This window comes from Polaromonas sp. CT11-55 (genome assembly GCF_047303325.1).
Taxonomy (GTDB): Bacteria; Pseudomonadota; Gammaproteobacteria; order Burkholderiales; family Burkholderiaceae_C; genus Polaromonas.
The window spans coordinates 1-25,497 of record NZ_JBKBEX010000024.1 but is presented as its reverse complement, the minus strand read 5'-3'; the positions used below and the strand labels follow the sequence as shown (position 1 = coordinate 25,497).

Here is a 25,497-nt window from a genome sequence, read left to right as displayed (position 1 = left end):
GCGGGCCTAAAGCTCCCGGGCCGCCTGCCACAGGCCCTGCTTGCCGACGGCGCCATACCAGGCCAGAAATTGCCTGCGCTGGCTTTCATAGGGCTCGGCCAGCGGCTGCCGCGGGTCCTGGCTCAGCGCATAAGCCATGCCCTCCACAAACCACTGCGGCTTGAACAGCAGGCGCAAGGTGCCGATGCGCTCGGCCTGCGCATGGTGGATCAGTTCGTGGCGCACAAAAAAGGATTCCCAGGCGCGTGGGCCTATCACCGTGCCCCAGGTGCCCACAGTGACCGCCGCGCGCGCACCCAGGCCGAACGCTTCGGCACAGGCTTGCGTCGCGCAAAAAATGACGCGGGGTTTGCCTTTGAAAGGGCCCAGCAGCTCCGGCACAAAAGCCACGGCCTCCGCGTAAAGGCCGGCGGCCTCTACCTGCCGGGTGGGGTCGTCTACGCAGACCGACGCGTTCAGGCAGCTCACGCCCGCCAGGGTTGGCGCGACCACCCGCACGGGCTTGACCGCGAACCAGGTGATCAAGGGAACCACCGCCAGCATCACCAGCAGGCGGACCTTCAGCGAGGGGCGGCCCAGGCGCATGCGATGCCGGTCAGCGACAAGGCCCGCTTATGCGTTCTTCAGCGCCGGTCAAACGCCGCATTCAGCCGTCGCAGCAAGGGCTTGTTGAGCTCCCGGGTGTGCCTGTTCCAGCGCTCCATGGAGCGCTGCAGTTCAATTTGCAGGCGCGCGCTGGTGGCGGTGTCGCCGGCGGTCGCGGCCCAGATGGCATATTCGGCGCGGCTTTCGAAACTGCCGAAACGCTCCACTGCGGATTCGAATTCCGCCCTGGCGTCAACGCCCCTGCCGGCGCCCGCCAGCGCCTGGGCCAGCAGCAGCGAAATCTGCTCCGCGCGGAAAGCGGGGTCGGTTTTGCGGATGAACTCGAGGTGGGTAATCGCCTCGGCATAGCGTTCGCAGGCGAAATAGGCGCGCGACGCGCCCAGCCGGATCTCCAGGTCGGACGCGAACGGGCCCTTGAGGCAAGCATCGTAACTCTGGGCGGCCTCCAGGGGCTGGCCGGCTTCCAGCAAGGCCGCGGCCAGCCGCATCTGGTTCTGCGCCGTCGGCGTGTAGTCGAAGGCGGCATGCGCCTCCTTGAGCTCACGCGTGGGATTGAGCGTTTTCGCGGCGGCGGCCACTACCTTGCGCGCGCCGCGTTCAAGCCGCGAGTCCGGCAGGTAGATCGCCAGGAAGTAGACGATGCTGCCCAGCAGGGGGAAGGAGAACAGGATGATCAGCCAGTACAGCTGCTGGCCACTACGCAACGCATGGACGGCGAAAAACACCGCCACAATGAAATGCAATCCCAATCCGACAAAAGGCATGGCCACCCCTCCAGGTTATTTTGGAGGCCATTCTAAGGGGGCGCCAAGACGCTTGCCTGTTCTCCGTTCTCTATTCTTTCAGCCAGCGGCGGAAGACGCACCCTCACCTTCGTCAAACAGGCGCAGGGCCAGCAGGCCGTGGCCCACGCTGGCGCCCGCCCGTACGGCAGCGGCGACGAGCACGACCTCGGCCAGCTCCTCGCGCGTCACGCCCAACTTTCTCGCCGCCCGGGTGTGCACGTCCAGGCAATAGCCGCATTGCGTGGTGAGCGCCACCGCCAGCGAGACAAGCTCGCGCACCCGAGGCTCCAGATGGCCTCCCTCGCGTTTGGCCGCATGGTCGTAGGCCAGGAAGGCCTGGGCTTCAGCAGGTGCGAGCCGCGCGAACGCGGGCGCCAGTTGCAGGTCCGAAGGTGACTGGTAGCCGGCGCTCATGGCGCACCCTCCATGCCACCGTCCTTGTTCCAGTAGCCGCTGGCCATCAAGCGCTCCCGCACCATGGCGCGCGCCCGGTGCAACCGGCTTTTGACCGCGGCCACGCTCAGTCCCAGCTGCTGCGCCACCTCAGGCGCCGTGAGCTCATCAACGTCGCGCAGGATCAGCACCTCACGCCAGGCTTCGGGCAAGGCGGCGATGGCGCGGCTCAAATCCAGCCGCAGGTCCAGCGGCAGCGCCGGCGCGGCGACGGCCTGGACATCGGCGCCATCGTCGACCTGCGCGCCTTTGCGGCCGCGAAACAGGCGAAAGCATTCGCGCTCGACAATGCGAAACAGCCAGACAGCGAAAGTCGCCGCCGTGCGCAACGCACCTATCTTGCGGTATAGCTGCCACAGCGCGGCCTGCACCGCATCTTCCGCATCCTCGGCGGTGGAACAGGTGCGGCGGGCGAACCGTTTCAGGTCGGGCTGGCATTGCGTGAGCAACTCGGCGATGGCTTGCGTATCGCCGCCCCGTGCGGCATCGACCAGTTGGGCGCTGGCTTTCATGGTTTGCCCTTGGCCGCGGGCTTGCGGCCGACGAGCGCGCAAGCGGGGCAAAACCCGGCAACACCCGTCAGGCCCAACCCGGCCGCGCCGGCCAGGGCAAGCGCCATGGGCCAGCCGGCCGGCAGCCACAGCAGGCCGGCGCAGGCCAGCAGCAGCGCGCCACCCAGGCGCAGGGCCCGCTCCCAGGCGGGAAGGTTTCGTTGCAGGAAAAACATCGGGAACTCCTTGGCTGTGGTGGATGCTGACAAAGAGGCCTGCCGATGCCAAAAGGGTTCGGATTCTTTGAAAAATATCTTATCGGCTTTCGCCCCGCCGACGCCGGGAGCCTGCGGCGGGTGCGCGGCCCAGCTGGCTATCATGGGCCATGCATATCCTGAGCAGGCTGGCGAAAGCGCAAATCGGATGGCCGCGCACCGCCTGCTGCGCGGCGCTGGCCTTTCTGCTGGCCGCCGCCGGCCTGGCGCAAGCGCAGCCCGCCACCCAAGGCCACCCGCCGCTGCTGCGCGCACTGAACGCCTTGCGCCAGCAAGGCTGTGCAAAAGGCGGCCGCCCGGCCGCCCCGCTGCGTGAAAATGCCGCGCTGTCGCAGGCCGCGGCGCTGGTCGCGGGCGGCCGCAAAACTGATGACGCGCTCAAAGCCGTGGACTATCGTGCGCTCAGCACCATGCTGATCACGATACGGGGCGCCAGCGGGGCCGCGGCCCTGACGCCAAAGGCGCTCGGCAGCTCTTGCGGCGCGGCCATGCACGCTGAACTGCTGGAGGCAGGCTTTCACCAGCGCGGCACACAAACCTGGGTGCTGCTGGCCGAGCCCTTTTCGCCGCCGGCCACCGCGCAGGCCGAAGAGGTGCAGGCGCGGGTGCTGGCGCTGGTCAACGAAGCGCGCTCCCGGCCGCAGCGCTGCGGCGACAAGGCGTTCGCGCCGGCGCCGCCGCTGCGGCTCAACCCCACGTTGAGCGGCATTGCGAGCGCCCATGCGGGCGACATGGCGCGCCACAACTACTTCAGCCACACCGGCCGCGACGGCAGCACGGTGGACGGCCGGGCCACGCGCGCCGGCTACGCCTGGGATGCCATTGGCGAAAACATCGCCGCCGGCCAGTTGAGCGCCGATGCGGCCATGCGCGGCTGGATGAACAGCCCCGGCCATTGCGCCAACATCATGTCGCCGGCTTACAGCGAAATGGGCGCCGCCTTTGTGGTGAACAGGCAGAGCAGCCAGGGGATTTACTGGACGCAGGTGTTCGGGACGGCGCCTTGACGGCCCAGCGCTAGATCAGGCGCTTGAGCAAGCCCATGACTTGCTCGAAGCGCTTGCCATACGGCGGGTAGAACAAATCCCCGCGCGCCCACCTAGACTGCAGCATCACCGGCTTTTGCTGGGAGAGGCGCAGGAAGCCGGTTTCACCGTGGTAGGCGCCCCAGCCGCTGTCACCGATGCCGCCAAAGGGCAGGTTTTCGTGGGCGATGTGCATCAGCGTGTCGTTCACCGTGACACCGCCGCTCACGGTGCGCGCCAGCACATGGTCGCGCGAGCCGGTGTCGGTGCCGAACCAATACAGCGCCAGCGGCCGCGGCCTGGCGTTGACGTAGCGGATTGCTTCGTCGATGGCCGTGTAGGGAATCACCGGCAGTATGGGCCCGAAGATTTCCTCGCTCAGCAGCTTTGAATGGGCGGGCGTGTCGAACACCAGCACCGGCGCCATCTGCCGCGATGCCACACCCACGCCGGCCGTACCTGGGGCCATGGTCTGCAGCCGCGCACCCTCGCCTTCGGCCTGCGCCAGCAGCGCCTGCAGCCGCTCCAGGTGGCGCGGGCTGATGATGGCCGCATAGTCGGGGTTGCCGGTGATGGTGGGAAACAGGGTTGCCACGGCGCGGGCAAAGGCCTCGGCAAAAGCCGTTTCGCTGCCCTGCGGCAACAGCACATAGTCGGGCGCGATGCAGGTCTGGCCGGCGTTGAGCAGCTTGCCGTGCGCGATCTTGATGGCGGCCTTGTCGATGTCGCAGGAGGCATCGATGATGCAGGGGGACTTGCCGCCCAGCTCCAGCGTGGTCGGTGTCAGGTTGGCGGCGGCGGCCTCGGCAACCTTGCGGCCCACGGCGGTGGAGCCGGTGAAGAACAGATGGTCAAACGGCAGGCCGGCGAATTCGGCGGCCAGTTGGCCGTCGCCCTGTACCACGCAAAGCTCATCAGGCGCAAAAGCCCGGCCGATCAGGTCGGCCAGCAGGGCCGAGGTGCGCGGCGTCAGTTCGCTGGGCTTGAGCATCACGCGGTTGCCTGCGGCCAGCGCCGTGATGACCGGGCCCAGCGAAAGCTGCACCGGATAGTTCCACGGTGAGATCACGCCCACCACGCCCAGCGGCTGGCGCTGCAGGTAGGCGCGCGCGGGCTGCAGGTACAGCGGCGTGCGCACCTTGACGGGCTTCATCCAGCGGGACAGGTGCTTGAGCGTGCTGGACAGCAGCGAGCGCAGCACAAAAATGTCGGCAATTTCGGTGAGCTGCGGCGAGCGCACGCCGAAGTCGGCATTGACGGCCTGCGCCAGCTCGGCGCCGTGCCCGTCCAGCAAGGCGCGTATGCGCAGCAGGCGGTCCCGGCGCAGTGCCAGCGGCACTTCGGCCTGGGCGCGGCTGGCCTGGTGCTGGGCGTCAAACAGGATGCGAAGTGCTGTCCGGGGGGTGCTGGAAATCATCCGGCCATGATAGGGACCGCCGGGCCCGCGCAGTAGGGGCGCAACTCCAGCGCTACCCCGGGTTGACCCTGAGGCCGCCGCCCCTATATAAAACCTGACGTATTTGGCTGACAGCCAGGCTGGCGTTTATGCGCCAAGATGGCTGGCACCTAACCCATCCCTGATGAAAGTGTTTCATGGAATTCAAGGATTACTACAAGGTCATGGGCGTGGAGCGCAGCGCCACGCCCGACGAGATCAAAAAAGCCCATCGCAAGCTGGCGCGCAAATACCACCCTGACGTCAGCAAGGAAAAAAACGCCGAGGCGCGCTTCAAGGAAATCGCCGAAGCCTACGAGGTGCTGCGCGACCCTGAAAAGCGCGCCGCCTACGATCAGCTGGGTGCCGACTACCAGGCCGGGCAGGACTTCCGTCCGCCGCCGGGCTGGAACCCGGGGCGGGCTTCGGGTGGCGCCACCGGCGGCCACTTTGGCGGTGCCGAAGGTTTCGACCACAGCGACTTTTTCGACGCCATATTCCGCGGTATGGGCGGCGAGCCGCAAGGTCGGGGCGGCTTTGGCGGCATGCGCGGCGGCCACGGCTTTGACATGCACGGCCAGGACCAGCACGCCAAAATCCAGATCGATATCGGCGACTCTTACAGCGGCGCGACGCGCAAGCTGCAGCTGCGCATGCCGATGGAGGACGAAACCGGCGTGACGATGCAGGACCGGACCATCGAATTCGTGATTCCCAAGGGCATACGCGCCGGCCAGCACATCCGCCTGGCGGGCCAGGGTGCGCCCGGCATCGGCAAGGGCAGCGCCGGCGACCTCTACCTGGATGTGGAATTCCTGCCGCATGCCCTGTACCGCGCCGAAGGCCATGACGTGTACATGACCCTGCCCGTTGCGCCCTGGGAGGCCGCACTGGGCGCCGAGGTGGAAGTGCCCACGCCCACGGGCGAGGTGGAGCTGAAAATCCCGCCGGGCTCGGCCAGCGGGCGCAAGCTCAGGCTCAAGGGGCGCGGGTTGCCGGGCAAGACGCCCGGGGACTTTTACTTTGTGCTGCAGGTCGTCCTGCCGGCCGCCGATACGGAGGCGGCAAAGAAAGCGTATGAAAACATGGCAGCGACGTTCAAGGCCTTCAGGCCGCGCGCCGGCCTGCAAAACCCCGGAGGCAAGGCATGAACACCCCTACCCGCTACCTCGCCGGCTTCATCCTGGAAGAGCAGGATGAACTCACGCTCGACGACCTCTGCCGGGCATGCGCCGCGCAGTCGGACCTCATCGTGGACCTGGTGCACGAAGGCTTGCTGGCGCCTGTCGGCCCGGCCCCGGAGCTGTGGCGGTTCACCGGCGTGCACCTGCACCGCGCCACGGTGGCCGTGCGGCTGCAGCGTGACCTGGGCGTGAACCCGGCCGGCGCGGCCCTGGCGCTGGAGCTGATGGACGAGCTGGACAGCCTGCGCGCGCAGCTAAGCCGGCTGCAAGGCTCTTAAGCTCAAGCCACCCTGGAAAAAGCGCGCGGTGGCAGAATCGGTCGCCATGGCCGACACCGCCGCACCCGCCCTCAAAAACATCTTCGATCCCGCGCGCTACCGCCACATCGCGGCGGAGACCGCGGCGGTCTACCCGCGTTTTGACGGCAAGCAATTTCTGAAACTGGCGCTGCCCGGGCTGGACGCGCTGTCACTGATGCAGCGCCTGCGGCGCACCAGCGAATGCCTGCACGCCACGCTGCCCGCCGACTACCGTAAAAGCATCGCCATCCTGCGCAAGCTCGCGCCGCGCATCAACAGCAGCTTTGTGACCCTGGTGCTGCCGGATTATGTGGGCCTGTACGGGCGCGAGGACTTTGACACCTCCATGGAGGCGCTGAAGTTTTTCACCGCCTTCGGCAGCTCGGAGTTCGCGATTCGCGAATTCATCCGCCAGGACCCTGAGCGCACGCTGGCCGTGATGAAGACCTGGGCCAAGGACCAGAGCGAGCACGTGCGGCGCCTGGCCAGCGAAGGCAGCCGCCCTCGCCTGCCCTGGTCTTTCAGGCTGGATGCCTTGATGGCCGACCCTGAGCTGGCCGCGCCCATCCTGGAAACGCTCAAGGCCGACGGCAGCCTCTATGTGCGCAAGTCGGTGGCCAACCACCTCAACGACATCACCAAGCTGCACCCGGCGTGGGTGCTGGGGCGCCTGAAAAGCTGGCCGCTGGAGAACCCGCACACCGCATGGATCGCGCGGCATGCGCTGCGCACGCTGATCAAACAGGGCGACAAGCAGGCGCTGGGCGTGATTGGCGCGGGCAAAAAAGCGGCCGTCAGCATCAGCGGCTTTTCCGTCAGCCCGAAAAAACTCAGCCTGGGCGAGCGGCTGGAACTCTCGTTTACGCTGCAGTCCACCGCGCGCCAGAGCCAGCGCCTGGTGGTGGACTACACCATCCACTACGTCAAAAAAGCCGGCAGCAGTTCGGCCAAGGTCTTCAAGCTCAAGGAACTGGACCTGGCGCCGGGCCAAAGCCTGCAGCTTTCGCGCAGCCAGGTGATGCGCGACTTCACGACGCGCGTGCACCATGCCGGCCGCCACGAGGTGGACATCATGGTCAATGGCGAGCGCCTGGCCAGCGGCTTTTTTGAGCTTTTAATGCCTTGAGCTGACATTTGCTTGCCCTTCTTGCACAAGGGCGGCTTCAAGGACGGCTTGTGCGACGCGCGGGTTTTGTACATTAGAAACCCGGGCCGCGTGAGAGCCCACGGCATCCAACATATATCAGGAGGGATATCCCATGAGCACCCCATACATACGACGCCTGCGCCCCGCATTCAGCACGCTAAGCCTGCTGCTGCTCCTGTCCGCCTGCGGCGGCGCGGGCGGCGAGGAAATCGGCGCGGTAGATACGGTGTTCAAGCTCATAGGCCCGGACCACAAGATCGTGGTCGATGCCTATGACGACCCCAAAGTCGCCGGCGTCACCTGTTATGTGTCGCGCGCCAAGACCGGAGGCCTCAAGGGCGCGTTCGGCCTGGCCGAGGACAAGGCCGAAGCCTCCATCGCCTGCCGGCAGACCGGCGTTATCAGCTTTGGCGACAAGCCGCTGGACAAACAGGAAGAAATGTTCAGCGAGCGCATTTCGCTGGTCTTCAAAAGGCTGCGCGTGGTGCGCATGATAGACACCAAACGCAACACGCTGGTCTACCTCACCTATTCGGACCGCGTCATTGAAGGCTCGCCGCAAAACAGCGTCACGGCCGTGCCGGTGCCGGCCGGCACCGTGATCCCGGTCAAATAAGCCAGCTACCTTTATTTGGAAGCAGCGTTGCGCTTGCGGGTCGCCGCGGCCTTTTTGGCTGAAGCCGAGCGTTCGGCCGCGCTGCGTGACGCAGCCGCCGCGCCGCCCAGGCGGCCGCCCTTGCGCGAGGGCGCATGGTTTTCCGCCTTGCCGCGGCCCGAGCCGGATTTTTTGCCGCCGCCGGTTTCCTTGTTCACCGTGGCCCAGGCGCGCCGCTCGGCTTCTTCCTGGCCGACGCCGCGGTCCTCATAGCCTTCCTCGATGTGCTCGGCCTTGCGTTTTTGCTTGTCGGTGTAGGCGGATTTGTCACCTCTTGGCATGTCAGCTCCTTTTCTGTTGGCAGGGGTCCAACTTAGCGCCGCGCTGCCGGCGTTCAGGCGGAAAGCGACTGAAATTCGCGTCGGCGCCGTCCTACTGTCCCGGCCGCGCCGTATGGGTGTATAACCGGAGACCCCTCGGTCCCGCGGCGTGTGATTTACGCCTTGCCGCAGGGCCCACCCCGGATACAACAACAGCAAGGAAGAACAGACATGGGCGCGCAGTGGAAAGCAAAAGGCAAGGAACTGGCCGCGAATGCCAGGGGTCGCCTATTCGGCAAACTGGCCAAGGAAATCATGGTGGCGGCGCGCAATGGCGCGGACCCGGCCTCGAACGCGCGCCTGCGCCTGGTGGTGGAGCAGGCTCGCAAGGTCTCCATGCCCAAGGACACCCTGGAGCGGGCCATCAAGAAAGGCGCCGGGCTGACCGGCGACACCGTGCATTTCGAGCACGTGATCTATGAAGGCTTCGCGCCGCACCGTGTGCCCCTCATGGTCGAATGCCTGACCGACAACCTCAACCGCACGGCCTCGGAAATCCGCGTGCTGTTCCGCAAGGGGCATCTGGGCACCTCGGGCTCGGTCTCCTGGGACTTTGACCACGTCGGCATGATTGAAGCCGAGCCGCAAGTCGCCGGCGCCGATCCCGAACTCGCCGCGATTGAAGCAGGCGCCCAGGACTTCGAGCCAGGCCATGAAGAGGGCACGACGACCTTTCTGACCGACCATGCCGACCTGGACATCGTGAGCCGCGCCCTGCCCGCGCAAGGCTTTACCGTGCTGTCGGCCAAGCTGGGCTACAAGGCCAAAAACCCCATCAGCCCGGCGAGCCTGAGCGCCGCGGAACTCGAAGAAGTCGAGGCCTTCCTGGCCGCCGTCGATGCCAACGATGACGTGCAGAACATCTTTGTGGGCCTGGGCGACTGAAGCAGCTACTTCGCGAGCACCTCATAGCGCGGACGTATCCGGGTTTTCTGCACAACACCCGTCGGCGCAAACAGGATCACAAACTCGGCGCCCGGTATTTCGCTTTTGGGGGGCTTCTCCCGGTAAGCCCAGACCTCATAGCCGCTGTCAAAGCGGACCACGGTGGCGGGGCCCAGCGCGGCGCTGACCTCGGCCTTGGTGCTGGTTCCGGGGCTCACCAGGGCCTGCGCGCCCTGCATGGACAGCTGGCTGTCGCGAAAAGGCGGGCGTGTTTCATCAGGCGTGGCCGCGCAGCCCGCCAGCACCAGGCCGATGGCCCACAGCAACTTGCCCGGTGCCATCATCCGCCCTCCATGTAGTCAAACTCGACCAACGTGTCGTCGGGCCAGCTGCGGTCGCCCAGCGGCAGGAAGTAGGTGCGGTCCACCAGCACCTCGCAGTCGCAGTCGGGTAGGTCCCTGTCGAGCTTGGGATCGTCGCTCGCGGCGGCGTACAGCATGGCCAGCGGCAGTATTTCCCGGCGCCCGCCGGCCGACAGCGTGACGCTGAACAGCGGGCGCTCGGAAAAGAACAGGTAGAGCGGCACCTTTTTGTCGCAAAAGGCCGGTGTATCAAACACGGCGCCGGCGATGGCGCCGATGATGCTTGTGCCGCGCGAGACCAGGCCGGCTTCCATGCCCACCCTGCACTCCAGCCGCAAATCGCCCAGGCGCCGCGTGCCCGGCGGCAGGCCCGGCGTGCGGATTTCGGTGCGCCAGGTCATGCTCTGCGCCTTGCGGTTGGGAATGACCTGCGCATCTTCGGCGAAAGCCTTGGGGTCGCGCGGCAGGCTGAAAGTCCGGTCGGGTGCGATGGCCACGGGAAAGTCCATGGTGGTGCCTATCACTTCCATGGCAATCGCATTCATGTCGGTCTCGCGCCGGCGCGGCAGCAGCTTGAAGCGCAGCGAGGCATTGGGTGCCAGGCTTTTTTCACGCTCGAACAAGTCCATGCCGCGAATCATTTTCCGGTAGGACTTCTCGACCGGATCGCTGTTGGCCTTGGCGCTGATCGTCACCGGCCTGAGGGTGCGCACGCCCGGGTCCTGGGTGTCGGGGGCCTGTGCCCCAGCCTGCGAGCCGGCAGCCAGGACGGCCGCCAGGCAGGCGTTGCGCAGCGCGGTGCGGGCAAGGCGGTTGGGCATGGCGTATCCAGGAGGAGAGAAACCCATGGTAGGCCGCGCAGGCCGGCACAGCTGTAGGACGATTCCAGCATTTGCCCATGTCACATCCGTAAAAAAACCCGCCCCGGCTTGGCGCCGAAGCGGGTTGTGAGGCTCACCATGAAAACGGTGGCCCGGAGCCTGTCAACAGGCCTTTAGTGAACCGTCGACTCGAACCTGAACACGCCCGGGGCACGGATGGGATCCACGTCCACCGGTATCGTGCTCTTGGGCGGGAAACGCCCTTCCAGCAGCAGCTTGCTCAGCGGGTTCTCGATGCGCTGCTGGATGGCGCGCTTGAGCGGCCTGGCGCCGAACACCGGGTCGAAGCCGACCTTGGCAAGCTCGGCGATCGCCGCTTCCGACACGTCCAGCGTGAGGTCCATCTTCTGCAGCCGGGCGATCAGCACCTTGAGCTGTATGCGGGCGATGGACTCGATGTTTTTCGCATCCAGGGCGTGGAACACCACGGTCTCGTCAATCCGGTTCAGGAACTCAGGCCGGAAATAGTTCTTGAGCTCATCGGTCACCGCCTCCTTGATCTCTTCCGTCGGCTTGCCGACCATGGACTGGATGGTGGGCGAGCCGATGTTGCTGGTCATGACGATCACGGTGTTCTTGAAGTCCACCGTGCGGCCCTGCCCGTCCGTCAGGCGGCCGTCGTCCAGCACCTGCAGCAGCACATTGAACACATCGGGGTGGGCTTTTTCGACCTCGTCGAGCAGCAGCACGCTATAGGGCTTGCGGCGCACGGCCTCGGTCAGGTAGCCGCCCTCCTCATAGCCCACGTAACCCGGGGGCGCGCCTATCAGGCGGGCCACCGAATGCTTTTCCATGAATTCGCTCATGTCGACGCGTATCAGGTGGTCTTCGCTGTCGAACAAAAAGCCGGCCAGCGCCTTGCACAGCTCGGTCTTGCCCACGCCCGTGGGGCCCAGGAACAGGAAGGAGCCGGTCGGGCGGTTTGGGTCGCTCAGGCCCGAGCGCGAGCGGCGTATGGCGTTGGCGACCGCGCTGATGGCTTCGTCCTGGCCGACCACACGCTCATGCAGCTTGCCCTCCATCTGCAGCAGCTTGTCGCGCTCGCCCTGCATGAGTTTGCTCACAGGGATGCCGGTGGCGCGCGCCACAACCTCGGCGATCTCTTCGGCGCCGACCTGGGTGCGCAGCAGCGTGGGCGCGTTGGACTTGCCCTTGCTGGCTTCGCTGTCCTGTGCTTCTTTCAGGCGCTTTTCGAGCTCGGGCAGCTTGCCGTATTGCAGCTCGGCGACCTTGTTGAAGTCGCCCTTGCGGGTGAACTCCTCGATCTGGAAGCGGATACGGTCGATCTCTTCCATGACGTCCTTGGAACCCAGCGCTTGGGCCTTTTCGGCCTGCCAGATTTCGTCGAGGTCGGAGATCTCTTTTTGCAGCTTGGCGATTTCCTCTTCGATGAGCTCGAAGCGTTTTTGCGAGGCTTCGTCTTTTTCGCGGCGCACGGCTTCACGCTCGATCTGCAGCTGGATCAGGCGGCGATCCAGCTTGTCCATGACCTCGGGCTTGGAGTCCATCTCGATCTTGATCTTGGCGGCGGCCTCGTCGATCAGGTCGATCGCCTTGTCGGGCAGGAAGCGGTCGGTGATGTAGCGGTGGCTCAGTTCGGCCGCGGCCACGATGGCCGGGTCGGTGATCTGCACGCCATGGTGCACTTCGTATTTCTCTTGCAGACCGCGCAGGATGGCGATGGTGGCCTCCACCGTGGGCTCGCCCACCAGGATTTTCTGGAAGCGGCGCTCCAGCGCGGCGTCTTTTTCGATGTACTTGCGGTATTCGTCGAGTGTGGTGGCACCCACGCAGTGCAGTTCGCCGCGCGCAAGCGCCGGCTTGAGCATATTGCCCGCGTCCATCGCGCCTTCAGCCTTGCCGGCGCCCACCATGGTGTGCAGCTCGTCGATGAAAACAATGGTCTGGCCTTCGTCCTTGGCCAGTTCGTTGAGCACGGATTTCAGGCGCTCTTCAAACTCGCCACGGAACTTGGCGCCGGCCAGCAGCGCGGCCATGTCGAGCGAGAGCACGCGCTTGCCCTTGAGCGAATCGGGGACTTCGCCGGCCACGATGCGCTGGGCCAGGCCTTCGACGATCGCGGTCTTGCCGACGCCGGGCTCGCCGATCAGCACGGGGTTGTTTTTGGTGCGGCGCTGCAGCACCTGGATGGCGCGGCGGATCTCGTCGTCGCGGCCTATGACCGGGTCCAGCTTGCCCAGGCGGGCACGCTCGGTCAGGTCCATGCAGTATTTCTTGAGGGCTTCGCGCTGGCCTTCGGCGTCGGCGCTGTGCACGCCCTGGCCGCCGCGCACGGCGTCAATTGCCGCTTCGAGTGCCTTGCGGGTCAGGCCGTTTTCCTTGGCCAGCCGGCCGACGTCGCTCTTGCTGTCAGCCACGGCGAGTAGAAAGAGTTCACCGGCGATGAACTGGTCATTGCGTTTGATGGCTTCTTTTTCGGTGGCCTGCAGCAGCTTGGCAAGCTCGGAGCCGACCTGGATCTGGTCCTGGCCCTGCACCTGGGGCAGCTTTTTGACGGCGGCGTCGGCAGCCTGCGTGAGGCCACCCACGTTGACGCCGGCCCTTTCGAGCAACGCGCGCGGGCCATCGTCCTGGCGCAGCATGGCGGCCAGCAGGTGGACCGGCTCGATATAGCCGTTGTCGTTGCCCAGCGCGAGGGATTGCGCGTCGCTCAGGGCTTCCTGGAATTTGGTCGTGAGTTTGTCTTGTCGCATGAATAAGGCTCCGTGGATTCCGGCAGGCCTGACTACAAGCTCATCCGGATGGGTGTTGCACAGTATCTGGGGAGCCGGGACTGGTTTTCAAGCATTTTTCCGGCGCCCCTAAAATCACCCCATGAACATCCACCAGGTCTCGGTGACCTACCATCAGGAGCAGGACAGGCTGCTGGTGCGCATCAGCAGCCATGACAGCGAGGAATTGCGCCTGTGGCTGACCCGCCGCATGACACTGTCCCTGATGCCGGCCCTGACCCAAACCGCCGCCGACCAGCTGGCCCGGCAGGCTGAAGAGATAGACCCGGCGGCGCCGCAGGACGTCCAGCGCCGGCGCATGGTGGAGAACTTCAAAAAAGAAGCTTTGACTTACGCCGGCGATTTCAAGACACCCTACCAGGCCAAGGAGGCCGCGCTGCCGCAGGGAAAGGAGCCGCTGCTGGTGACGGAAGTCAAATTGGCCTTGCTGAAGTCCGGCAAGCTGCAGCTGGACTTCAACGAAAAATTGCCGGAGCCGGGGCGCCACGTGCGGATCGCCATCACCACCCAGCTTGCTCAAGGTTTGTTGCAGCTCCTGAACAAGTGCCTCAAAAAATCCCAGTGGCTCAAATCACCGCCGCTCGCCGGTATCCAGGAAACCCCGGACAAGCCCGAGACGCCCGACCCCACCGAAAGACCCCGATACCTGAACTAGGAGCCTGGGTCTTGAGGTAGTCCATCAGGAACTCGCAGGCCCTGAAGCTTTCGCCGCGGTGCGCAAGGCCCTGGCCCGCGACTCGACGCCGCGCACGATGACATCGACCCAGGCCTCAAAGCCGCTGTCCAGCGGCTGGCCGTCGCCGCTGGACCAGCGCAGCACAAACGCCCGGTTCTGCATGGCACCCAGGTGCCGCGCGAGCGCGGGTTGGCGAACGGCGTCGACGCGGGCGATCTGGGCGCGGCAGGCACTTTCCCAGGCCTGGGCGTCTTCGGCCGGCGCGGTGGACAGCTCCATGGTCGCGAAACCGCACATGGCGGCAAACACCACGTTGTAGGCATCGACCAGATCGGCGCCCGCAAAACCGGCGTCTTCGAGCAATTGCACCAGATGGTCCAGCATGGTGGCATCGAAGGTCGCGTTGTAGATCAGTTCGCTGGCCACCAGCGGGGCCAGCCTGGGGTGGCGCCTGAGCACTTCACGATAGCGGCGCAGCAAGGCAGCCAACCTGTCCTGCCAACGGCCCGTGACCAGGTCGTCGGCCACGCCGTTCATGGCCAGCGCCACCGCCCCGGAAATCAGTTCATTGCGGCTGGGCACGTACCAGTAAATCGCCGAGGGAAACACCTTGAGCGCCTGGGCCAGCTCGCGGATGTTGAAGGCCTGCGGGCCCTGGCGGTCTATCAGGGCCAGCGCGGCCTGCAGGATGGACTCGCGGCTCAGTGCCGCGCCGCCCGCCGCGTCCCCGGTTTTGCGCGGGCGCCCGGCGCGGCGGGGTGGAGGCGGTTTGGTGGGCAAGGCGGTTTCCAGAAGCAGAAATAATGCGCCATTTTATGGTTTATTGAAAAGCGTTCAATTAATATTGAACTCCGTACAATTAATTCTCAACAGCCTCTTTTACCCCCACAAGTTAACTCAAGGAAAACCGCCATGCGTAAGGTCAAAACCGGTGAATTCGAGGGCGGCTGCGCCTTTGTCGAAGGCGAATTCGTTCCCCTGTCGGAAGCCAAGATCTCCCTGTTTGACTGGGGTTTCACCCGTTCGGACGTGACCTACGACGTGGCCAGCACCTGGCAAGGCGCTTTTTTCCGGCTCGGCGACCATATCGAGCGTTTTTTCAGCAGCATGGAGAAAATGCACCTGGCCATTCCCTATAGCCGCAGCGAGCTGCGGGACATCCTGCACGCCTGCGTGCGCGCCGGCGGGCTGCAGGACGCCTACGTCGCCATGGTCTGCACCCGCGGCGTGCCGCCGCGCGGCGCGCGCGACCCGCGCCTGGCGCAGAACCGGTTTTACGCCTACGCCCTTCCCTATGTCTGGATCGCCTCGCGCGAAAAGCAACTGGCCGGGCTGGACCTGCACATCAGCGACCGCCAGCGCATTCCGGCGGCCTCGGTGGACCCGACCGTGAAGAACTACCACTGGATGGACATGGTGCAGTCGATGTTCGACGCTTACGACCGTGGGCGCGACACCAGTTGCGTCGTGGACGCTGCCGGCAACATTACAGAGGGCCCGGGCTTCAACGTGTTCATGGCCAAGGATGGCATCGTGTACACGGCTGACCAAGGCGTGCTTGAAGGGATTTCGCGGCGCACCGCGATGGAGCTGTGCGGGCGCCTGGACATCCCGCTGAAGACCGCGCCCGTGCCGGCCGCACTGCTGCGCAGTGCCGACGAAGTGTTTTTAACCTCGACCGGCGGCGGCATTTTGCCGATTGCCAAGCTTGATGGCATACCCCTGCCGCAGTTTCCCGGCCCCATCACGACGCGGCTGTATGAGGCCTACTGGGCGATTCACGACGAAGCCGCGTACCGGGACCCGGTCAGCTACTGAGCATCAGGCATTGGGCGCCGTGATGCCCCATTTGGCCAGCGCCGCGTCGTCGGCAACGCGCGCATCGACCCAGCGCGCGCCCTCGGGCGTTTGTTCTTTTTTCCAGAACGGCGCCTGGGTCTTGAGGTAGTCCATCAGGAACTCGCAGGCCCTGAAGCTTTCGCCGCGGTGCGCCGAGGTCACGGCCACCATCACCACCTGGTCCAGCGGCTGCAGCAGGCCGACGCGGTGGATCACGCGCGCGCCGAAGATGTCAAAGCGCGCCATGGCCTCGTCGATCATGGCGTCTATGGCTTTTTCGGTCATGCCGGGGTAGTGCTCCAACTCCATGCTGCTGACGTTCAGGCCGTCATTGCGGTCCCTGACGGTGCCCGTGAAGGTGCAGACGGCGCCCACCCGCTTGTCGCCGGCGCGCAGTGCGGCCACCTCCTCGGCGAGGTTGAAATCATCGGTGGTGATCAGGACGCGCGGTGAAGCCATAGTGGCAATTTTGCCACTCGCCCACCCTGAAAGCTGCTGCCTACGGTAAGATTTGCCGCATGACTGGCCACACCCACCGCTTCGCCACCCGGACGCTCGACAGCGCCCGTGGCCTTGCGGCGTGCGCCAGCAAATCGAAAAAACCGTTGCTCATTTGACCGGGGCTGCGGTTCCGTCGTCGAATGAGCGATGGAGCCGCCGGTTACTTTCCAAGTCTTTTGCGGACACCCTTCTCTTGTTCTGATGGCGGCCTTTCAAGCCGGTCAGTTTTTTGGGATGTGTCTTCATGCAAACAGCGCTCAGTGCCAACCAGGCCGATCAAGCCAATCAGGCCAACACCGATTTCTCGGGTCTCTGGATTCCTCTTGTCACCCCGTTTGACCAAGGCAAGGTTGACCACAGCGCACTCAAGCGCCTTGTGGCGCACTACAAGGGCAGCGGCATTGCCGGGCTGGTGGTCTGCGGCTCCACCGGCGAGGCCGCGGCACTGGACGAAGACGAGCAGTTGGCAACGCTGCAAACCGTGATGGCCGAGGCACCCGGCCTGCCGGTGGTGATGGGCCTTTCGGGCTACCACCTGGGCAAGACGGCGGCGCGCATCAAGGCCCTGGGCACACTGGGCCTGGCCGGCATCCTGCTGCCCGCGCCCAGCTATATCCGGCCTTCGCAAGCAGGCCTCATTGAATGGTTCACTGCTCTGGCCGACGTGAGCAACGTGCCGGTGATTCTTTATGACATTCCCTACCGCACGGGTAGCCGCATGGAGCTTGAAACGATCCTGGCGCTGGCCGATCACCCGCGCATCCAGGCGCTCAAGGACTGCGGCGGCGACCCGGCCAAAACGCGGGCGCTGATTGCCGATGGGCGCTTGCAGGTGCTGGCGGGCGAGGACGTGAATATTTTCGCCACCGCTGCGCAGGGCGGCCGCGGCGCGATTGCGGCGGCGGCCCATCTGCACACGGAACGTTTTGTGCAAGTGCTGCGGCGCATCCAGGCAGGCGACCTGGCGGGGGCCGAGGCCTTGTGGACACCGCTGCAGCCGCTGATTGAAGGCCTGTTCGCCGAGCCCAACCCGGGGCCGCTCAAGGCCGTACTGGCCGGGCAAGGCCTGCTTCGCAATGAACTGCGCAGCCCGATGACACGGGCCTCCACCGAACTGGCCGAGCGCCTGCAGGGACTGGACGCGCTGCTGGCCGCCTGAAGGCGGCGGGATCAGCCGCCGGTCACGGGCGGAAAGAATGCGACTTCGCAGCCTTCGCTGAGGACGGCCGTTTCATCGCACATGACCTGGTTGAGCGCCATGCGCACCGACCTGCCGCGCGCCAGGCTGGCGGCGTGCGCGGGCGAAGCCGCGAGCAGTTCATCGCGCAGGGCCGCCAGCGTAGTGACGCGGGTGTCGCGCAGCTCGCTGCCCTGCCCTATGGCTTCGCGGATGGAGGCAAAGTATTTGACGGTGACTTTCATGGGAAGGCCTTGATGCGGCTCGTCAGGCCATCAGCGCCGAAAACGGGATGAACTGCACCATGTCGCCATGCGCAATCGCCCGGCCGGCCGGATTGTCGATCACGCCATCGCCCCAGACGGCCGAGGTCAGCACGCCCGAGCTCTGGTTGCCGAACAGCTCCAGCCCGCCGTCGGCGTTGCGCCTGGCGCGCAAGAACTCGCGGCGCTTGTCGGCCTTGGGCCAGTCGAAATGGGCGGGCAATGCGATGGGGCTGGGGGCCACCTCGGTCGCGCCTTGCAGCTTGAGGAGGAAAGGCCGCACCAGCACCAGAAAGGTCACAAAGCTGGACACCGGGTTGCCCGGCAGGCCGATGAAATGCGCGCCACCGAGCTTGCCGTAGGCGAAAGGCTTGCCGGGCTTCATCGCGATTTGCCAGAGCGCGAGTTCGCCCAGCGCCTGCACGGCCGGCTTGATGTGGTCTTCCTCGCCGACGGACACCCCACCGCTGGTGAGGATCAGGTCGTGCGCCTGGCTCGCGCCCTTGAGCGCGGCGATGGTGGCGTCGAGGCGGTCGGGCACGATGCCGAGGTCGGTCACCGTGCAGCCCAGGCGCAGCAGCAAGGCGCGTAAAAAGAAACGGTTGGAGTTGTAGATGGCGCCGGGCTTCATGTCGGCCGGCGCGACCTCGCCGGGCATGACGAGTTCATCGCCGGTCGAGAACAAGGCCACACGCACACGGGGCGCGACCTGCAGTTTGTCAAAGCCTATGCTGGCGGCCAGGCCCAGCGAGGCGGGTGTCAGGCGTTCGCCGCGGCGCAGCACCACGGCACCGGCGGCTACGTCCTCGCCACGGCGGCGAATCCATTGGCCGAGCTGCGGCTGGGCCTTGATGCGCACGCCCTCCTCCACGGCTTCGCAGTCTTCCTGCATCACCACGGCATCGGCGCCGGGCGGAATCGGCGCGCCGGTGAAGATGCGAGCCGCCGAGGCCGGCGCCAGCGCATGGCCGCTGCTGCCGGCCGGAATGCGCTGGCTGACCTGCAGCACCGCGCCCTCGGCCCAGTCGGAAGCGCGCACGGCATAACCGTCCATGGAACTGTTGTCGTGCGCCGGCACGTCGAGGCTGGAGACCAGGTCCTGGGCCAGCACACGGCCGTCCGCGTCAAAGGTGGAGACCGCCTCAACACAGTGCAGCGGCGCGGCACGGGCCAGCAGCTCGGCCAGCGCCTGGTCCAGCGGTTTCAGGGGCGCCCGGCCAGGCTGGGGTGCGGGGCTGGCGGGCGCGGTGGTGGAGGCAGAACTCATGGTCGGGGTGTCCGGAACAAGGGCATGAACAGAACAGAGCAGAACGAAGCTGGCTGGCTTGGGGCTGGCCGTTACCCAAGCCTAGCCGAAACGGTCTTCGAAGGAATAGGCAAAACGTTCCTGATTGTTGACCAGGTACTCGGCCACGGCATCGCCGTCATTCAAATCCAGCACAGGGCGCAAGGTTGCCTGGGGCAGCTGGCCGGGGGCATCGGTGGCGATGGCGACGATGAAATCGTCGTCCATGTAGAGGCAGGGCTTGCCGGCGTAATCGGCCGAGGGGCCGCGCCAGACCTCGATCTTGAGCAGGTCGCTGCTCTTGAAGCCTTCGACCAGCACCCAGTCCACGCCACCGTAGAGTTCGGCGATCAGCTGGTGTACCGTCATCTCGGCCGGTTTTTCAAACTCGCGCATCAGCGCCATCCGGTTTTGCGAAGCCACCACCACCTCAAAGGCGCCGGCCACGCGGTGGCGGAAGGTGTCCTTGCCGGGGTGGTCGATGTCGAATTTGTGGTGGGCATGCTTGACCACCGACACGCGCAGGCCGCGCGCCTTGAGCGCAGGGATCAGCTTTTCGACCAGCGTGGTCTTGCCCGAACCGGAGTAGCCGGCAAAGCCGATGACGTTCATGGCCGGGCTTTCCAGACGGGACCGCGGCCCGGATCAATGCACATGGTCGGCGATGTAGCGCTTGATCACGGCCGCATCGGCGGGCAGCAGCTTGACGCGCTTGGGCAGGTCCTCTATGCCTTCGAACTTCGCGGGCCGCTCGGGCACATGGCCCAGCGCCTCTTCAATCGTGGCCGCGAACTTGATGGGCAACGCGGTTTCCAGCACGACCATGGGCACGCCGGGCTGCAGCTTCTCACGCGCCACCTTCACGCCGTCGGCGGTGTGCGTGTCTATGGTGGTGCCGAAGCGCTTGTGGGTATCGCGAATGGTCGCGAGGCGGTCGGCATGGGTGCTCTTGCCGCTCACAAAGCCGTAGCGCTGCTCGGCCGACTTGAAAGCCGCCTCGGCGCTGAGGTCGAAGCGGCCCTGGCTGCTGAGCTGGTCGTGGAACAAGGCCTTGGTCTTGGCGCCGTCGCGGCCCAGCAGGTCGAACACAAAGCGCTCGAAGTTCGAGGCCTTGGAAATGTCCATGGAGGGGCTGGAGGTCTCGTGCGTGTCGGCACTGCTGCGCACGCGATAGACACCGGTGCGGAAGAACTCGTCGAGCACGTCGTTCTCGTTGGTGGCCACCACCAGCTTGCCTATAGGCAGACCCATCATGCGGGCCACGTGGCCGGCACACACATTGCCGAAGTTGCCAGAGGGCACGGTGAAGTCGACCTTGGCGGTGTTGCTGTTCGTGGCCTGGAAGTAACCGGCGAAGTAGTAGACCACCTGCGCCATCAAACGCGCCCAGTTGATGGAGTTGACCGTGCCGATCTTGTACTGGCGCTTGAAAGCCAGGTCGTTAGACACGGCTTTGACGATGTCCTGGCAGTCGTCGAACACACCTTCGACCGCAATGTTGTGGATGTTCTCGTCCTGCAGGCTGAACATCTGTGCCTGCTGGAAGGGGCTCATGCGGCCGTTGGGCGAGGTCATGAAGACGCGCACGCCCTTCTTGCCGCGCATGGCGTATTCGGCCGCACTGCCGGTGTCGCCGCTGGTGGCACCCAGGATATTGAGCTCTTCGCCGCGGCGAGCCAGCTCGTATTCGAACAGGTTGCCCAGCAGCTGCATGGCCATGTCCTTGAAGGCCAGCGTGGGGCCGTTGGACAGGGCTTCGAGGTACAGGCCGTCTTCGAGCTTTTTCAGCGGGACGATGGCCTTGGTGCCGAACACTTCTTCGGTATAGGTCTTGCGGCAGATCGCCTGGAGGTCGGCGGCGGGAATGTCGTCGACATACAGCGAGAGGATTTCGAAGGCCAGGTCGGCATAGGCCAGGCCGCGCCATTTGGCCAGAGTTGCCTCGTTAACCTGCGGATAGCTTTCGGGCAAATACAGGCCGCCGTCCGGCGCCAGGCCCTCGAGCAGGATTTCGCAAAAGCGCTTGCGGTCGGCATGGCCGCGGGTGGAGAGGTACTGCATCAGGCCAGTTCCTCCTTGCGGATGCGCGTGATGGGCGCCAGCACCGTGGGCAGCCCCTGCATTTGCGCCAGGGCGTTGTTCATCTTCGCCTCCACGCAGTCGTGCGTGAGGATGATGAGGTCGGTGTGGGTGGAGCCTTCACCGCCCACTTCATCGGCTTCGCGCTGCAGCACGGCGTCTATGCTGATGTCCGCGCTCGCCAGGATACCGGTGACCTTGGCCAGCACGCCGGCCTCGTCGGCGACTTTCAGGCGCAGGTAGTAGCTGGTGACAACCTCTGCCATGGGCACCACGGGCAGGTCGCTCATCGCGTCGGGCTGGAAGGCCAGGTGCGGCACGCGGTGTTCGGGATCGGCCGTGTGCAGGCGGGCGATGTCCACCAGGTCGGCGATCACGGCGCTGGCGGTGGGCTCGCTGCCCGCGCCCTTGCCGTAGTACAGCGTGGTGCCGACGGCGTCGCCCTGCACCACCACGGCATTCATCGCGCCTTCCACGTTGGCGATCAGGCGCTTGGCCGGCACCAGGCTGGGGTGCACGCGCAGTTCGATGCCGTTGGCGGCGCGCTTGGTGATGCCCAGCAGCTTGATGCGGTAGCCGAGCTGCTCGGCATAGCGGATGTCCTGAGCGGCCAGGCCGGTGATGCCTTCGACATAAGCCTTGTCGAACTGCACCGGGATGCCGAAGGCGATGGCCGACATCAGGGTGACCTTGTGGCCGGCGTCCACGCCTTCGATGTCGAAGGTGGGATCGGCCTCGGCGTAGCCCAGGCGCTGCGCCTCCTTGAGCACGGCGTCGAAATCCAGGCCCTTGTCGCGCATCTCGGACAGGATGAAGTTGGTGGTGCCGTTGATGATGCCGGCGATCCACTGGATGCTGTTGGCGGTAAGGCCCTCGCGCAGCGCCTTGATGATGGGGATGCCGCCGGCGACGGCCGCCTCAAACGCCACCATCACGCCCTTGCGATGGGCCGCCGCGAAAATCTCGGTGCCGTGCACGGCCAGCAGCGCCTTGTTGGCGGTGACCACGTGCTTGCCGGCCTCGATGGCTTCCAGCACCAGTTGTTTGGCGATGCCGTAGCCGCCTATGAGCTCGATCACGATGTCGACGTCGGGGCTGGCCACGACCTTGCGCGCGTCGTCCACCACCTGCACACCCGCGCCGACGGCGGCCTTCGCGCGCGCCACGTCGAGGTCGGCGACCATGGTGATCTCAATGCCCCGGCCGGCGCGGCGGCGGATTTCTTCCTGGTTGCGCTGCAATACGTTGTAGGTGCCGCTGCCCACGGTGCCTATGCCCAGGAGGCCTACGCGGATGGGGCTCAAATTCGTCGGTTTCATAGTCGCTGAGGTCTTGCTTTAAGTGATCTTGGATGCCCGCCGCCATAAAGGCAGCACGGAAAAAGGAGAGGCCGAATACAGGGTCAAGTTCGGTTGTTGCGGTAGTTCTCGAGGAACTTCGCAATCCGGCCTATGGCTTCGCGCAGGTCCTCCTCATGCGGCAGGAAAACGATGCGGAAGTGGTCAGGCTCGGCCCAGTTAAAGCCGGTGCCCTGCACCAGCATGACCTTGGTCTCCTTGAGGAGCTCCAGGAAGAACTGGCGATCGTCCTTGATCGGGTAGACCTTGGGATCAAGCCGCGGGAACATGTAGAGCGCGGCGCTGGGTTTGACACAGGTGACGCCGGGGATGGCGGTGATGAGTTCGTAGGCCATGTCGCGCTGGCGGCGCAGGCGCCCGCCCTCGCAGGTCAGGTCGTTGATGCTCTGGTAGCCGCCCAGTGCCGTCTGTATGGCCCACTGGCCCGGCACGTTGGAGCACAGCTTCATGTTGGCCAGCATGTTCAGGCCCTCGATGTAGTCCTGTGCCTGCTTCTTGGGGCCGGACACCACCAGCCAGCCGGCGCGGTAGCCGCAGGAGCGGTAGCTCTTGGACAGCGAATTGAAGGTCAACGTGAGCACGTCGGTCGACAGGCTGGCAATCGCCGTGTGCTTGACGCCGTCGTACAGCACCTTGTCGTAGACCTCGTCGGCGAGGATGACCAGGCCGTGCTCGCGCGCAATGCCGATGATGCCTTTGAGCAGTTCGTCGGAATACAGCGCGCCCGTGGGGTTGTTCGGGTTGATGACCACGATGGCCTTGGTCTTGGGCGTGATCCTGGCGCGAATATCGTCCAGGTTGGGCATCCAGCCATTGCTTTCATCACAGCGGTAATGCACCGGCGTGCCGCCCGAGAGGCTGGTGGAAGCCGTCCACAGCGGGTAGTCGGGCGCCGGCAGCAGCAGCTCGTCACCGTCGTCGAGCAAGGCATTGGTCGCCATGGAAATCAGCTCGCTCGCGCCATTGCCCAGGTAGATGTCGTCCAGCGTGACGCCCTTGATGCCCTGCTTCTGGGTTTCGTGCATCACGGCCTTGCGCGCCGCAAAAATGCCCTTGCTGTCCGAATAACCGGCTGAAGCGGGCAGGTTGCGGATCATGTCCTGCTGGACTTCCTCGGGCGCGTCAAAACCGAATACCGCGAGGTTGCCGATGTTGAGCTTGATGAGCTTCTGGCCCTCTTCCTCCATCTGCTTGGCGGCGTCCATGATCGGTCCGCGGATGTCGTACAGCACATTGGCAAGCTTGGCGGATTTGGTGATCGGTTTCATGAAGCGTTAGGAAGACTTTGGACGGGGGCCGCGCCGCTCACCCTGCCGCCAACCGGGGCGATACGGCGCATTGCAGCGTGGAATTCGGGCGGAATCTATAATTTGACCACATAAAAGAGGCTTTTCGCTGGCAAAACAGCCGCACACAAGCCCCCGCGCACAGCCGCGCCACACCCTCACAACGCCCGAACCCCTTCCGCATGAAACTTCAGCCAGACCGCCTCGACGTCCAGTCCATCCTCGGCTACGGCCCCGGCTGGGTGGGCCTGGGGCGCGAGGGTGTGGCCGAAAAAATCGAGCACAGCGTCGTGATCGGCTCGCGCGGCGAGAAATTCGACTGGAACTGCACACGCTTTGAGCAGCTCACCGCGGAGCATTTCGCCCTGCTGGCTGAAACCCGGCCCGAACTCGTGATTTTCGGCAGCGGCGCCCGCCTGCGCTTTGTGCCCCCCGCGTTTCTGCGCGCCCTGATGGAGCAACGCATAGGCGTTGAAACCATGGACACGCTCGCGGCCTGCCGCACCTACAACATCCTCGCGGGTGAAGGCCGCCAGGTGATTGCCGCCTTGCTGATTGAAACAGAAGGAACAGAAGCCTGAAATGACCTCTCTTTCAGGGTAAAATCTAGGGTTGCACTTGGCACCACATCTCGGGATGACGTCCCGGGTCGGTTGTCAAAAGGCGCGGCCAATTACAACTACTTTCGTCAGGGTCTACTCAGTATGGCAGTCGTCGTCAATAAACCACTCCCCGAATTTGAAGCGATCGCCACCGGCGGCATCAAGGTTTCCAACCAGTCCCACCTCGGCAAAGTCGTGGTGCTGTACTTCTATCCCAAGGACAACACGCCTGGCTGCACCACCGAAGCCATGCAGTTCCGTGACCGCTACAAGGACTTCGTGAAGGCCGGCGCGACGGTCTTCGGCGTCTCCCGCGACAACATGAAATCCCACGACGAGTTCAAGTCCAAGCTTGAGCTGCCGTTCGAGCTGATCGCGGACACCGAGGAAAAAATGTGCCACATGTTCGGCGTGGTCAAGAACAAGATCATGTACGGCAAAAAGGTCAAAGGCATTGAGCGCAGCACCTTCCTGGTGGGCGCCGACGGCCTGCTCAAAGAGGAATGGCGCGGCCTGAAAGTGCCCGGCCATGTGGACGACGTGCTCAAGGCCGTCAAGGCCCTCAAAAAAGCCGCCTGAAACCTCATTGAGGCCAGTTAGCAACAAAGGATTGCCCTGTCACTTGAGTTGTGCATAATGAACTCATGCTGTTGACCTTCGCAACTGCGCCAAAAGAAAAAGCCGCCCTGGTTTCAAGGCGGCTTTTTCGCTTCTGGAACCCCTCTTTTTTAGAGAGTTTTAAGCACTATGGGGCGGGGGCCCCACCCCCCCCCCCCCCGACGACAGCGGAGGGCAGTGGGGGGGCGCACAGACCCCCCCCCGCCGCCGAGAAGAGGGCCGCGACAGAGGGGAGGGCCAGCACGCGCGAAAACCCA

The 25,497-nt window shown here is 65.0% G+C and carries 29 protein-coding genes; 11 read left to right on the top strand and 18 right to left on the bottom strand.

Translation table 11 applies throughout. The features are described from left to right. Nucleotides 1–6: 6 nt before the first annotated feature. The 5 genes from ACEN8I_RS18950 to ACEN8I_RS18930 form a co-directional block, all read right to left on the bottom strand. A complete protein-coding gene (locus ACEN8I_RS18950) occupies nucleotides 7–585 on the bottom strand; it encodes a hypothetical protein (RefSeq protein ID WP_413330131.1) in 579 nt (192 codons plus the stop codon). Between the two features lie 38 nt (nucleotides 586–623). Beyond that, nucleotides 624–1,370 (bottom strand): hypothetical protein, encoded by a 747-nt coding sequence (locus ACEN8I_RS18945; protein ID WP_413330130.1) that lies wholly within the window; start codon nucleotides 1,368–1,370, stop codon nucleotides 624–626. Between the two features lie 78 nt (nucleotides 1,371–1,448). Further along, on the bottom strand, nucleotides 1,449–1,805 hold the full coding sequence (locus ACEN8I_RS18940; RefSeq protein ID WP_413330129.1) for a carboxymuconolactone decarboxylase family protein: 357 nt from the start codon (nucleotides 1,803–1,805) through the stop codon (nucleotides 1,449–1,451). Then, nucleotides 1,802–2,356 carry an RNA polymerase sigma factor gene (locus ACEN8I_RS18935; RefSeq protein WP_413330128.1) on the bottom strand — a complete coding sequence of 185 codons (555 nt, stop codon included), beginning with the start codon at nucleotides 2,354–2,356 and terminating at the stop codon, nucleotides 1,802–1,804. The genes ACEN8I_RS18940 and ACEN8I_RS18935 overlap by 4 nt, the downstream gene beginning before the upstream one ends. Beyond that, on the bottom strand, nucleotides 2,353–2,571 hold the full coding sequence (locus tag ACEN8I_RS18930) for a YgaP-like transmembrane domain (protein WP_413330127.1): 219 nt from the start codon (nucleotides 2,569–2,571) through the stop codon (nucleotides 2,353–2,355). Before ACEN8I_RS18930 ends, ACEN8I_RS18935 begins: the two co-directional genes overlap by 4 nt. Before the next feature lie 149 nt (nucleotides 2,572–2,720). On the opposite strand from ACEN8I_RS18930, the gene ACEN8I_RS18925 reads away from it, so the two are divergent. Further along, complete coding sequence (locus ACEN8I_RS18925) at nucleotides 2,721–3,617, top strand: CAP domain-containing protein (protein WP_413330126.1); 897 nt, start codon at nucleotides 2,721–2,723, stop codon at nucleotides 3,615–3,617. Between the two features lie 10 nt (nucleotides 3,618–3,627). Here the strand turns inward: ACEN8I_RS18925 and ACEN8I_RS18920 are convergent, their stop codons facing one another. Then, nucleotides 3,628–5,052, bottom strand: a complete 1,425-nt coding sequence (locus tag ACEN8I_RS18920; RefSeq protein WP_413330125.1) for a coniferyl aldehyde dehydrogenase — start codon at nucleotides 5,050–5,052, stop codon at nucleotides 3,628–3,630. A 176-nt stretch (nucleotides 5,053–5,228) separates the two neighbouring features. Here ACEN8I_RS18920 and ACEN8I_RS18915 point away from each other — a divergent pair, with 176 nt between their 5' ends. The 4 genes from ACEN8I_RS18915 to ACEN8I_RS18900 all read left to right on the top strand — a co-directional run bounded on the left by ACEN8I_RS18915 (nucleotide 5,229) and on the right by ACEN8I_RS18900 (nucleotide 8,316). After that, a complete protein-coding gene (locus tag ACEN8I_RS18915) occupies nucleotides 5,229–6,221 on the top strand; it encodes a DnaJ C-terminal domain-containing protein (RefSeq protein WP_413330124.1) in 993 nt (330 codons plus the stop codon). Continuing rightward, nucleotides 6,218–6,532: a chaperone modulator CbpM gene (locus ACEN8I_RS18910; RefSeq protein WP_413330123.1), complete on the top strand. Its 315-nt coding sequence runs from the start codon at nucleotides 6,218–6,220 to the stop codon at nucleotides 6,530–6,532. The genes ACEN8I_RS18915 and ACEN8I_RS18910 overlap by 4 nt, the downstream gene beginning before the upstream one ends. 46 nt (nucleotides 6,533–6,578) lie before the next feature. Beyond that, nucleotides 6,579–7,679 carry a DNA alkylation repair protein gene (locus ACEN8I_RS18905; protein ID WP_413330122.1) on the top strand — a complete coding sequence of 367 codons (1,101 nt, stop codon included), beginning with the start codon at nucleotides 6,579–6,581 and terminating at the stop codon, nucleotides 7,677–7,679. Between the two features lie 133 nt (nucleotides 7,680–7,812). Beyond that, complete coding sequence (locus tag ACEN8I_RS18900) at nucleotides 7,813–8,316, top strand: CreA family protein (RefSeq protein WP_413330121.1); 504 nt, start codon at nucleotides 7,813–7,815, stop codon at nucleotides 8,314–8,316. A gap of 11 nt (nucleotides 8,317–8,327) precedes the next feature. Here ACEN8I_RS18900 and ACEN8I_RS18895 read toward each other — a convergent pair whose 3' ends face one another. Continuing rightward, nucleotides 8,328–8,636, bottom strand: coding sequence for a plasmid stabilization protein (locus ACEN8I_RS18895; protein WP_413330120.1), 309 nt, complete (start codon nucleotides 8,634–8,636; stop codon nucleotides 8,328–8,330). Nucleotides 8,637–8,846: 210 nt separating this feature from the next. Between ACEN8I_RS18895 and ACEN8I_RS18890 the strand changes: the two genes are divergently transcribed. Then, complete coding sequence (locus ACEN8I_RS18890; protein WP_074575234.1) at nucleotides 8,847–9,560, top strand: YebC/PmpR family DNA-binding transcriptional regulator; 714 nt, start codon at nucleotides 8,847–8,849, stop codon at nucleotides 9,558–9,560. 5 nt (nucleotides 9,561–9,565) lie between these two features. On the opposite strand, the gene ACEN8I_RS18885 is transcribed toward ACEN8I_RS18890, so the two are convergent. The 3 genes from ACEN8I_RS18885 to clpB form a co-directional block, all read right to left on the bottom strand. Next, nucleotides 9,566–9,901 (bottom strand): hypothetical protein, encoded by a 336-nt coding sequence (locus ACEN8I_RS18885; protein WP_413330119.1) that lies wholly within the window; start codon nucleotides 9,899–9,901, stop codon nucleotides 9,566–9,568. Beyond that, nucleotides 9,901–10,743 (bottom strand): hypothetical protein, encoded by an 843-nt coding sequence (locus ACEN8I_RS18880; RefSeq protein ID WP_413330118.1) that lies wholly within the window; start codon nucleotides 10,741–10,743, stop codon nucleotides 9,901–9,903. The genes ACEN8I_RS18885 and ACEN8I_RS18880 overlap by 1 nt, the downstream gene beginning before the upstream one ends. A gap of 173 nt (nucleotides 10,744–10,916) precedes the next feature. After that, on the bottom strand, nucleotides 10,917–13,517 hold the full coding sequence (gene clpB, locus ACEN8I_RS18875) for an ATP-dependent chaperone ClpB (protein ID WP_413330117.1): 2,601 nt from the start codon (nucleotides 13,515–13,517) through the stop codon (nucleotides 10,917–10,919). Between the two features lie 121 nt (nucleotides 13,518–13,638). On the opposite strand from clpB, the gene ACEN8I_RS18870 reads away from it, so the two are divergent. Beyond that, entirely contained in the window at nucleotides 13,639–14,211 is a 573-nt protein-coding gene (locus ACEN8I_RS18870) for a hypothetical protein (RefSeq protein ID WP_413330116.1), read from the top strand. A 24-nt stretch (nucleotides 14,212–14,235) separates the two neighbouring features. On the opposite strand, the gene ACEN8I_RS18865 is transcribed toward ACEN8I_RS18870, so the two are convergent. Continuing rightward, nucleotides 14,236–15,012: a TetR/AcrR family transcriptional regulator gene (locus ACEN8I_RS18865; protein WP_413330115.1), complete on the bottom strand. Its 777-nt coding sequence runs from the start codon at nucleotides 15,010–15,012 to the stop codon at nucleotides 14,236–14,238. Nucleotides 15,013–15,144: 132 nt separating this feature from the next. Here ACEN8I_RS18865 and ACEN8I_RS18860 point away from each other — a divergent pair, with 132 nt between their 5' ends. After that, complete coding sequence (locus ACEN8I_RS18860) at nucleotides 15,145–16,050, top strand: aminotransferase class IV (protein WP_413330114.1); 906 nt, start codon at nucleotides 15,145–15,147, stop codon at nucleotides 16,048–16,050. Nucleotides 16,051–16,053: 3 nt separating this feature from the next. On the opposite strand, the gene ACEN8I_RS18855 is transcribed toward ACEN8I_RS18860, so the two are convergent. Continuing rightward, the gene (locus ACEN8I_RS18855; protein WP_413330113.1) at nucleotides 16,054–16,530 is read right to left on the bottom strand and encodes a molybdenum cofactor biosynthesis protein MoaE; all 477 of its coding nucleotides are present in this window, start codon (nucleotides 16,528–16,530) and stop codon (nucleotides 16,054–16,056) included. Nucleotides 16,531–16,816: 286 nt separating this feature from the next. Here ACEN8I_RS18855 and dapA point away from each other — a divergent pair, with 286 nt between their 5' ends. After that, nucleotides 16,817–17,731: a 4-hydroxy-tetrahydrodipicolinate synthase gene (dapA, locus tag ACEN8I_RS18850; protein WP_413330112.1), complete on the top strand. Its 915-nt coding sequence runs from the start codon at nucleotides 16,817–16,819 to the stop codon at nucleotides 17,729–17,731. 11 nt (nucleotides 17,732–17,742) lie between these two features. Here dapA and moaD read toward each other — a convergent pair whose 3' ends face one another. From moaD to ACEN8I_RS18820, 6 genes are all read right to left on the bottom strand, one after another. Further along, nucleotides 17,743–17,994: a molybdopterin converting factor subunit 1 gene (gene moaD / locus ACEN8I_RS18845; RefSeq protein WP_413330111.1), complete on the bottom strand. Its 252-nt coding sequence runs from the start codon at nucleotides 17,992–17,994 to the stop codon at nucleotides 17,743–17,745. A gap of 22 nt (nucleotides 17,995–18,016) precedes the next feature. Next, nucleotides 18,017–19,279 (bottom strand): gephyrin-like molybdotransferase Glp, encoded by a 1,263-nt coding sequence (gene glp, locus ACEN8I_RS18840; RefSeq protein ID WP_413330110.1) that lies wholly within the window; start codon nucleotides 19,277–19,279, stop codon nucleotides 18,017–18,019. Between the two features lie 81 nt (nucleotides 19,280–19,360). Then, the gene (gene mobB, locus ACEN8I_RS18835) at nucleotides 19,361–19,909 is read right to left on the bottom strand and encodes a molybdopterin-guanine dinucleotide biosynthesis protein B (protein ID WP_413330109.1); all 549 of its coding nucleotides are present in this window, start codon (nucleotides 19,907–19,909) and stop codon (nucleotides 19,361–19,363) included. Between the two features lie 33 nt (nucleotides 19,910–19,942). Continuing rightward, entirely contained in the window at nucleotides 19,943–21,358 is a 1,416-nt protein-coding gene (gene thrC / locus ACEN8I_RS18830) for a threonine synthase (protein ID WP_413330108.1), read from the bottom strand. Then, a complete protein-coding gene (locus ACEN8I_RS18825) occupies nucleotides 21,358–22,680 on the bottom strand; it encodes a homoserine dehydrogenase (protein ID WP_413330176.1) in 1,323 nt (440 codons plus the stop codon). The genes thrC and ACEN8I_RS18825 overlap by 1 nt, the downstream gene beginning before the upstream one ends. A gap of 98 nt (nucleotides 22,681–22,778) precedes the next feature. Continuing rightward, nucleotides 22,779–24,002, bottom strand: a complete 1,224-nt coding sequence (locus ACEN8I_RS18820; RefSeq protein ID WP_413330107.1) for a pyridoxal phosphate-dependent aminotransferase — start codon at nucleotides 24,000–24,002, stop codon at nucleotides 22,779–22,781. A 200-nt stretch (nucleotides 24,003–24,202) separates the two neighbouring features. On the opposite strand from ACEN8I_RS18820, the gene ACEN8I_RS18815 reads away from it, so the two are divergent. Together ACEN8I_RS18815 and ACEN8I_RS18810 are read left to right on the top strand one after the other, a co-directional pair. After that, nucleotides 24,203–24,601 (top strand): Mth938-like domain-containing protein, encoded by a 399-nt coding sequence (locus ACEN8I_RS18815; RefSeq protein ID WP_413330106.1) that lies wholly within the window; start codon nucleotides 24,203–24,205, stop codon nucleotides 24,599–24,601. A 123-nt stretch (nucleotides 24,602–24,724) separates the two neighbouring features. Then, nucleotides 24,725–25,201, top strand: coding sequence for a peroxiredoxin (locus ACEN8I_RS18810; protein WP_007867029.1), 477 nt, complete (start codon nucleotides 24,725–24,727; stop codon nucleotides 25,199–25,201). Nucleotides 25,202–25,497 lie beyond the last annotated feature (296 nt).

What these genes read in the sequence shown, in the direction of transcription:
- ACEN8I_RS18900 (WP_413330121.1), top strand. Translation starts at nt 7,813, where the DNA reads ATGAGCACCCCATACATACGACGCCTGCGCCCCGCATTCAGCACGCTA.
- clpB (WP_413330117.1), bottom strand. Translation starts at nt 13,517, where the DNA reads ATGCGACAAGACAAACTCACGACCAAATTCCAGGAAGCCCTGAGCGAC.
- dapA (WP_413330112.1), top strand. Translation starts at nt 16,817, where the DNA reads ATGCAAACAGCGCTCAGTGCCAACCAGGCCGATCAAGCCAATCAGGCC.
- glp (WP_413330110.1), bottom strand. Translation starts at nt 19,279, where the DNA reads ATGAGTTCTGCCTCCACCACCGCGCCCGCCAGCCCCGCACCCCAGCCT.
- thrC (WP_413330108.1), bottom strand. Translation starts at nt 21,358, where the DNA reads ATGCAGTACCTCTCCACCCGCGGCCATGCCGACCGCAAGCGCTTTTGC.
- ACEN8I_RS18920 (WP_413330125.1), bottom strand. Translation starts at nt 5,052, where the DNA reads ATGATTTCCAGCACCCCCCGGACAGCACTTCGCATCCTGTTTGACGCC.
- ACEN8I_RS18885 (WP_413330119.1), bottom strand. Translation starts at nt 9,901, where the DNA reads ATGGCACCGGGCAAGTTGCTGTGGGCCATCGGCCTGGTGCTGGCGGGC.
- ACEN8I_RS18815 (WP_413330106.1), top strand. Translation starts at nt 24,203, where the DNA reads ATGAAACTTCAGCCAGACCGCCTCGACGTCCAGTCCATCCTCGGCTAC.
- ACEN8I_RS18895 (WP_413330120.1), bottom strand. Translation starts at nt 8,636, where the DNA reads ATGCCAAGAGGTGACAAATCCGCCTACACCGACAAGCAAAAACGCAAG.
- ACEN8I_RS18870 (WP_413330116.1), top strand. Translation starts at nt 13,639, where the DNA reads ATGAACATCCACCAGGTCTCGGTGACCTACCATCAGGAGCAGGACAGG.
- ACEN8I_RS18860 (WP_413330114.1), top strand. Translation starts at nt 15,145, where the DNA reads ATGCGTAAGGTCAAAACCGGTGAATTCGAGGGCGGCTGCGCCTTTGTC.
- ACEN8I_RS18915 (WP_413330124.1), top strand. Translation starts at nt 5,229, where the DNA reads ATGGAATTCAAGGATTACTACAAGGTCATGGGCGTGGAGCGCAGCGCC.
- ACEN8I_RS18880 (WP_413330118.1), bottom strand. Translation starts at nt 10,743, where the DNA reads ATGCCCAACCGCCTTGCCCGCACCGCGCTGCGCAACGCCTGCCTGGCG.
- mobB (WP_413330109.1), bottom strand. Translation starts at nt 19,909, where the DNA reads ATGAACGTCATCGGCTTTGCCGGCTACTCCGGTTCGGGCAAGACCACG.
- ACEN8I_RS18890 (WP_074575234.1), top strand. Translation starts at nt 8,847, where the DNA reads ATGGGCGCGCAGTGGAAAGCAAAAGGCAAGGAACTGGCCGCGAATGCC.
- ACEN8I_RS18945 (WP_413330130.1), bottom strand. Translation starts at nt 1,370, where the DNA reads ATGCCTTTTGTCGGATTGGGATTGCATTTCATTGTGGCGGTGTTTTTC.
- ACEN8I_RS18855 (WP_413330113.1), bottom strand. Translation starts at nt 16,530, where the DNA reads ATGGCTTCACCGCGCGTCCTGATCACCACCGATGATTTCAACCTCGCC.
- ACEN8I_RS18940 (WP_413330129.1), bottom strand. Translation starts at nt 1,805, where the DNA reads ATGAGCGCCGGCTACCAGTCACCTTCGGACCTGCAACTGGCGCCCGCG.
- ACEN8I_RS18930 (WP_413330127.1), bottom strand. Translation starts at nt 2,571, where the DNA reads ATGTTTTTCCTGCAACGAAACCTTCCCGCCTGGGAGCGGGCCCTGCGC.
- ACEN8I_RS18950 (WP_413330131.1), bottom strand. Translation starts at nt 585, where the DNA reads ATGCGCCTGGGCCGCCCCTCGCTGAAGGTCCGCCTGCTGGTGATGCTG.
- ACEN8I_RS18910 (WP_413330123.1), top strand. Translation starts at nt 6,218, where the DNA reads ATGAACACCCCTACCCGCTACCTCGCCGGCTTCATCCTGGAAGAGCAG.
- ACEN8I_RS18935 (WP_413330128.1), bottom strand. Translation starts at nt 2,356, where the DNA reads ATGAAAGCCAGCGCCCAACTGGTCGATGCCGCACGGGGCGGCGATACG.
- ACEN8I_RS18810 (WP_007867029.1), top strand. Translation starts at nt 24,725, where the DNA reads ATGGCAGTCGTCGTCAATAAACCACTCCCCGAATTTGAAGCGATCGCC.
- ACEN8I_RS18925 (WP_413330126.1), top strand. Translation starts at nt 2,721, where the DNA reads ATGCATATCCTGAGCAGGCTGGCGAAAGCGCAAATCGGATGGCCGCGC.
- ACEN8I_RS18820 (WP_413330107.1), bottom strand. Translation starts at nt 24,002, where the DNA reads ATGAAACCGATCACCAAATCCGCCAAGCTTGCCAATGTGCTGTACGAC.
- moaD (WP_413330111.1), bottom strand. Translation starts at nt 17,994, where the DNA reads ATGAAAGTCACCGTCAAATACTTTGCCTCCATCCGCGAAGCCATAGGG.
- ACEN8I_RS18905 (WP_413330122.1), top strand. Translation starts at nt 6,579, where the DNA reads ATGGCCGACACCGCCGCACCCGCCCTCAAAAACATCTTCGATCCCGCG.